This is a genomic window from Actinophytocola sp. (assembly GCF_050699915.1).
GTDB lineage: Bacteria > Actinomycetota > Actinomycetes > Mycobacteriales > Pseudonocardiaceae > Actinophytocola.
Genome location: NZ_JBOHGA010000076.1, coordinates 20756 through 27173, shown reverse-complemented (window position 1 = coordinate 27173; position 6418 = coordinate 20756). Strand labels below are relative to the sequence as shown.

The following is a 6418-nucleotide window of genomic DNA, read 5'->3' as shown; positions in this document are numbered from 1 at the left end:
GCACCGCCCCGCCGCCGGGGATGTTGGAGTTACCGCCGCCCGGCCCCTGGCCGCCGCCGGGACCCGTGCCGCCGCCCGGCGGGAAACCGCCGCCGCCGGGGAAGTCGCCGCCGCCACTGGGGCCGGTCCCGGACCCGGGACCACCGCTGCCCGTACCGCCGCCGCCCGGGCCGCCCGCACCGCCGCCCGTGCCACCGCCGCCCGGTGTCGGGATCGTCGACGTGCCGCCCCCGCCGGGGCCACCCGAGGAGCTGCCCGAGCCGTTCGAGCCGCCGTCCGACGCGAACGTGCCCGAGCCCTGGCCGGTGCTCCCGACCCGGTCGCCGCCCATCTCGCGGAGCGTGCCGTCCCCGCCGCCCATCGTCGGCGGCGGTGCGAACGCGGGCATCGTGCTCGCCGTGGCGAGACTGCTGTCGAAGGTGTTCACGACCTGCGCCGCCTGCTGGTGCGCCTCCTGCTGGTCGTTGTAGGTCGTCATGTAGCTGTTGTACTTGGTCATGTACTCGACCGGGTTCGTGGTCGTCTGCAGGTCGCGGTTGGCCGCGGCCACGTCGAACTCGACCGGGTCGGGCATCGAGCGCTTCGCCTCGGCGAGCGCGGAGGCCTGCAGGTTGGTCTGGGTGCCGGCGAGCTGCGCGCTCTGCCCGGCGTTGCCGACCCAGTTGCCCACGCCCGCCATGAACGTGCGGGCCGAGTTGCCGGCCGAACCCTGCCAGTCCGACTCACTGTTGTTGATCGCGCTCGCGACACCGCTCTGGAAGCGGGTCATGGCGTTGCCGGCCTCGATCCAGGTGTCGCCCATCTCGCCGACCGCACCCGGGTCGACGTTCTCGGTGACCATGGTCTTGAGCTCGGGGTGCGGGTTGCTCAGGTAGTTCCCGGTCATCATCGCCGGCGGCTGGCGGGTGTTCACGCCCTCCGCGAGCTGCCTGGCCTGCTCGCTGAGCTCCTGGTTGTAGGCCGTGTCGACGCGGTTCTGCCGGGTGATGATGTTGATGACCTGCGCGAACAGGCCGTCCCCGGTCTCCTGCCCGTCGGCGGTGGTCTCGGCGTTCTGCTGGACCTGCGTGCCCGTATCCGACGTGTCGCCACGGTCGATGTAGTAGTCACTGTTCGGATCGCGCGTCGGGTCGTACTGACCGCCCTGGTAGGGACCGTCATTATCCGACGAGCGTGTCGAGCTTCCCGGTGCCATCGCTAGCTACTCCCAGTTACCTCAGGGCAGTTTGGGTTCTACAAGTTCCGCGGCCTGCTTCGCGATGTCGCAGGCCTTCGCCTCGTCACCGTTGGCAGCCGAGATTACGTCGACCCGGGACGTCTCGGTGACGCCGAGATTGATCGCGCAGCTGCTGACGCCGCCGGTCGACTGGACGGCGTCGTGCGAGCCGACCTTCATCTCCGTCGTGGGGCCACTGGACTGCACGTCGTCGAGCCCGAAGTCGTCGGCGATGCTGACCGTGACCGTGTGGCTGCCGGACGCGGTCCACAGGCACCCGCGCTGCCCGGCGACCTCGTCCTCGACCCCCTCACCGCCGAGGCTCAGCTGCGTCAGCTCGTCGCCCGCGAGCAGCTCGCAGGGCTTCAGATCGGCGGTGCCCGACTCGCCAGCAGGCTCGGTGGGCTCGGTCTCGGTCGGCAGGCCACCGGTGGGGATCCCCGGGCGGTCCGTGCCGCTGTCGGGGCCGGGCGAGGCGTCGCCGGGTGTCTCCTGAGAGCAGCCGGCCAGCATCAGCGCCGCGACAGCCATGATCGGGACGAGCCGAAGCCTCACAGTCACGCCTCTGCCGTGTAGGGCCGTGCGAGCTGGGTGTCCATGGTCTTGTAGTTGGCCATCGCGTCCTGGATGCCCTGTTCGGCCTGGTCGAGTGAGTCGCCGAACGCCTTGAGCATCGTGATGAAGCCCTCTTGGTCGGTGGCAACGTTCTGCACGTAGGGCTTCAGCGTCTCGGCGCCATGGCTGGTCCCCAGCGGCGGAGGTTGCTGCAGCTGGTACAGCCGGTTGTCCTGAGCGTTGATCCAGTCGCGCATCTCACGGATCGCCTGGAGCAACGCACGGCCACCGTTCTCACTGACCGCGAAGGATCCCTCCGATGCCGCCTTGGCAAAGCTCGCCGCGTTCTGAGCGATGCTCGCGACCGCGGCGCTAATGGCTCCGATGCCCGGAGCGACCATAGTCCGGCCCCCTTGTTCTAACGCCTCAGATCACACCCGCACGGTACCAACGGGCACCCGAGCGAGTCCCCATTGTGACGGATCTCGGCCCGTTCGGGTTCCCTTTAGAGAAGTACGCAGGTCGGTGAGCTGGGGTTCAGCCGAAGCGGCCCGAGATGTAGTCCTCCGTCGCCTTCTGTGCGGGGTTGGAGAATATCCGCTCCGTGGAGTCCATCTCCACCAGGCGGCCCGGTTGGCCCACGCCGGCGAGGTTGAAGAACGCGGTCTGGTCGCTCACCCGCGCGGCCTGCTGCATGTTGTGGGTGACGATGACGATCGTGTAGTCCCTCTTGAGCTGGCCGATCAGGTCCTCGATCGCCAGCGTCGAGATCGGGTCGAGGGCCGAGCACGGCTCGTCCATCAGGAGCACGTCCGGCTGCACGGCGATGGCCCGCGCGATACACAGGCGCTGCTGCTGCCCACCGGACAGCGACGAGCCCGGCTTGTTGAGCCGGTCCTTCACCTCGGTCCACAGGTTGGCGCCGCGCAGCGACCGCTCGACGATCTCGTCGGCCGTCTTCTTCGACATGCGCCGGTTGTTCAGCCGCATGCCGGCGATGACGTTGGCGTGGATCGACATGGTCGGGAACGGGTTGGGCCGCTGGAACACCATGCCGATGTTGCGCCGGACCTGCACCGGGTCGACCGTGCTCGAGTAGAGGTCCTCACCGTCGAGCGCGATGCGCCCCTCGATGCGGGCGCCGGGGATCACCTCGTGCATCCGGTTGAGCGAGCGGATCACCGTGGACTTGCCACACCCGGACGGGCCGATGAACGCGGTCACCGCTCGGGGCTCGATGGCCATGTTGACGCCCTCGACCGCGAGGAAGTCGCCGTAGTAGATGTTCAGGTTGGAGATGTCGAGTCGCTTCGCCATCGTGTGTCGCGTCTTCCTTGTCGTGAGCGTCAGCGGCCGGTCTTCGGCGCGAAGATCCGGGAAACGAGCCGGGCGATGAGGTTGAGGAGCATGACGATGATGATCAGCACCAGCGCGGCCGCCCAGGCCCGGTCGTAGTTGATCGTGACGACGCCGTTGGGCGCGAGACCCTGGCTGTACTGCCGGAACACGAACACCGGCAGCGTCATCATCCTGCCGTCGAACAGGTCGTAGTTGGCCGAGTTCACGACGCCGACGGTGATCAGCAGTGGCGCCGTCTCGCCGATGACGCGGGCGACGGACAGCATCACGCCGGTGACGATGCCGGCCGCCGCGGTGCGCAGCACGATCTTGACGATCGTGAGCCACTTCGGCACGCCCAGCGCGTAGGCCGCCTCGCGGAGCTCGTTCGGCACCAGCTTGAGCATCTCCTCGGTGGCCCGCACGACCACCGGGATCATCAGCACCGACAACGCCACCGAGCCCACCACGCCCAGGCGCACGCCCGGGCCGAGGAACGCCGCGAACAGGGCGTACGCGAACAGACCCGCGACGATGGACGGGATGCCGGTCATGACGTCCACGAAGAACGTGATGCCCCGGCCGAGCCGGGTCGGGCCGTACTCCACGAGGTAGATCGCGGTGAGCAGGCCGATCGGCACCGAGATGAGCGTTGCGAACAAGGTGATCTCGAGCGTGCCGACGATCCCGTGGTACACGCCGCCGGCGTCCATGCCGCCGAACACGCCGCGCATCGTGTAGCTGAGGAAGTAGAGGTCGAACCGCTCGAGCCCGTACTTCAGCACCGTCCACAGCAGACTTATCAGCGGGATGACCGCGAGCCCGAACGCGCAGTACATCAGCGTGGTGGCGAACCGGTCGCGGGCGGACCGGCTGCCCTCGACGAGGCCGGAGACCACGAGGATCACGACCCCGAAGGCCACGACGCCGAGGAAGACGGCCAACGGGATGCTGAACGCGTCGAACATCGTCAGCACGCCGGACATGACCGCGACCGACAGCACGAACAGGCCGAACGCGGTGAACCGGGGCAGCTTGCCGTGGCTCAGCTTCTTGCCGCCGAGCTGCTCGGCCAGCGGATCTTGCAGGGTCGCCATCAGTTCGCCCCCGAGAACTCGGCGCGCCGAGAGACGATCCACCGCGCGATCATGTTGACGATGAGGGTGATCACGAACAGCACCAGGCCGGTGAAGATCAGCACGTTGACGCCGAGGCTGGTCGACTCCGGGAACTTCAGCGCGATATTCGCCGCGATGTTCTGCTGTTGTCCCGCCTGCAGTAGGAAGATCGAGTAGGACAGGCCCGGCGAGAGCACCATGGCGACCGCCATCGTCTCACCGAGCGCGCGGCCGAGACCGAGCATCGTCGCGCTGATGACGCCGGACCGGGCGAACGGGAACACCGAGAGCCGCACCATCTCCCAGCGGGTGGCGCCGAGTGCGAGCGCGGCCTCCTGGTGCAGGACCGGCGTCTGCAGGAACACCTCGCGGGACACCGCGGTGATGATCGGCAGGATCATCACCGCGAGCACGATGCCGGCGGTCATGATCGTGCGGGGCGGATCGGACGGCGGGCCGGCGAACAGCGGGATGAAGCCGAGGTTGTCGCTCAGCCACTGGAAGACCGGGAACATCTGCGGCATCAGCCACAGGGCGCCCCACAGGCCGTAGACGACGCTCGGGATGGCCGCCAGCAGGTCGACGATGTAGCCGAGGCCCTGGGCGAGCCGGCGCGGCGCGTAGTGCGAGATGAACAGCGCGACACCGACGGCGACCGGTGTCGCGATGACCAGCGCGATGGCGGCGGCGAGGACCGTGCCGAACACCAGCGGGCCGACGTAGCCGAAGAGCGACTGCCCGTCCTCGATCCACTGGATCTTCTCCTGGAGCTCACCGGCGGGCGTACTGATCGCCGGCCATGCCTCTGCCAGCAGGAAGATGGCGACGGCGGCGAGGATGGCGAGGATGAGGACGCCGGCACCCCGGGCGAAGCCCGAGAAGACGACATCGCCCATCCGCCGGGGTGCGCCCGGCTTGGCTGGTGGCTTCGGCGGCTTGCGCGCGGTCGCCGGTCGGCCGGTCATGGTCACAACTCAATCTCCGTGAGCGGTAATGGGCAAGCGCCGCTGGGTGGGCGACCACGCGAACGGGATCGCCCACCCGGCGGGTTCGAGGCGTACAAGGAATTCGGCTTGATCAGCTACCGGCGCCAATCGACTTGACGGCGGCGTCGGCCTCGGTCCGAAGGTCCGGCGAGATCGGTGCGGAGCCGGCGGCCGACGCGGCTGCCTTCTGCCCCTCCTCGCTCGCGATGTAGCCGACGAACGCCTTCACGAGCTCACCCTGAGCGGCGTCCTTGTAGGTCTGACAGACGATGAGGTACGAGACCAGCACGATCGGGTAGGTGCCCTCGGCGGTGGTGTCGCGCTTGAGGTCATAGGCCAGGTCGTGCTCGGGCCCGCCGGTGACCTTCTGGGACTCGTCGACGATCTTCGCCGCGGCGTCGGCCGACGACTCGACGAAGTTCTCGCCGACCTTGATCTTTGCCTTGCCCAGCTGGCCGGCCTGGCTGGCGTCGGCGTAGCCGATCGTGCCCTGGCCACCCTGGACCGTCTGGACGACACCCGAGGTGCCCTGCGCCGACTGGCCACCCTTCTTCGGCCAGTCACCGCTGGGCTCGTAGCTCCAGGCACCCTTGGCGGTGGCGGCGAGGTACTCGGTGAAGTTCTCCGTGGTGCCGGACTCGTCGGAGCGGTTCACCGGAGTGACGTTGGTACCGGGCAGCTTGGCGCCCGGGTTGTCCGCCGCGATCTTCGGGTCGTTCCACTTGGTGATCTTGCGGTCGAAGATCCCCGCGACGGTGGCCGGCGAGAGCTGGAGGTTGTCCACGCCCTGGAGGTTGTAGATCAGCGCGATCGGGCTGATGTACAGCGGCAGGTGGATGGCATCGCTACCGCACGCCTGCTTGGCCGCCTGCCGCTCCTCGTCGTCCATCACCGAGTCGGACCCGGCGAACTGGACCGCGCCTTCACCGAACTGGGTGCGACCGGCACCGGAGCCAGCCGGGTCGTAGCTGACGATCACGTCCGGGTTCGACGCGCCGAAGCCCGCGATCCAGGCCTGCATGGCGGATTCCTGGGAGCTGGCCCCGGCACCGGCGAGCTCGCCGGACAGTTCACTCGACTCAGAGTCACCACCACCACCGCCGGGATCGGTCGAAGCGACGGGGTCGTTGCCGCACGCGGTCAGCGCGAGGGCGCTGACAGCGACGAGGGCCGCGATGCGGCCGTAGCGGATGCGCTTCACTGGG

At 68.6% G+C, this 6418-nt stretch carries 7 protein-coding genes; all 7 read right to left on the bottom strand.

The genetic code is table 11. The features are described from left to right. Nucleotides 1-1195 (bottom strand): PPE domain-containing protein (locus ACRDSK_RS15930; RefSeq protein WP_431441722.1); only part of this gene is annotated, 1195 nt, incomplete at its 3' end. 21 nt (nt 1196-1216) lie between these two features. Further along, nucleotides 1217-1777, bottom strand: a complete 561-nt coding sequence (locus ACRDSK_RS15925; RefSeq protein ID WP_431441720.1) for a DUF3558 domain-containing protein — start codon at nt 1775-1777, stop codon at nt 1217-1219. Beyond that, nucleotides 1774-2172 (bottom strand): hypothetical protein, encoded by a 399-nt coding sequence (locus tag ACRDSK_RS15920; protein ID WP_431441719.1) that lies wholly within the window; start codon nt 2170-2172, stop codon nt 1774-1776. Before ACRDSK_RS15920 ends, ACRDSK_RS15925 begins: the two co-directional genes overlap by 4 nt. A gap of 136 nt (nt 2173-2308) precedes the next feature. Further along, complete coding sequence (gene pstB, locus ACRDSK_RS15915) at nt 2309-3088, bottom strand: phosphate ABC transporter ATP-binding protein PstB (RefSeq protein WP_431441717.1); 780 nt, start codon at nt 3086-3088, stop codon at nt 2309-2311. Nucleotides 3089-3117: 29 nt separating this feature from the next. Beyond that, nucleotides 3118-4206, bottom strand: a complete 1089-nt coding sequence (pstA, locus tag ACRDSK_RS15910) for a phosphate ABC transporter permease PstA (protein WP_431441716.1) — start codon at nt 4204-4206, stop codon at nt 3118-3120. Beyond that, a complete protein-coding gene (gene pstC, locus ACRDSK_RS15905; RefSeq protein WP_431441714.1) occupies nt 4206-5192 on the bottom strand; it encodes a phosphate ABC transporter permease subunit PstC in 987 nt (328 codons plus the stop codon). Before pstC ends, pstA begins: the two co-directional genes overlap by 1 nt. A gap of 112 nt (nt 5193-5304) precedes the next feature. Then, nucleotides 5305-6414, bottom strand: a complete 1110-nt coding sequence (gene pstS, locus ACRDSK_RS15900) for a phosphate ABC transporter substrate-binding protein PstS (RefSeq protein WP_431441712.1) — start codon at nt 6412-6414, stop codon at nt 5305-5307. Nucleotides 6415-6418: the final 4 nt, after the last annotated feature.

Coding starts and splice junctions, on each gene's coding strand:
- ACRDSK_RS15920 (WP_431441719.1), bottom strand. CDS start 2,172: ATGGTCGCTCCGGGCATCGGAGCCATTAGCGCCGCGGTCGCGAGCATC.
- pstB (WP_431441717.1), bottom strand. CDS start 3,088: ATGGCGAAGCGACTCGACATCTCCAACCTGAACATCTACTACGGCGAC.
- pstA (WP_431441716.1), bottom strand. CDS start 4,206: ATGGCGACCCTGCAAGATCCGCTGGCCGAGCAGCTCGGCGGCAAGAAG.
- pstC (WP_431441714.1), bottom strand. CDS start 5,192: ATGACCGGCCGACCGGCGACCGCGCGCAAGCCGCCGAAGCCACCAGCC.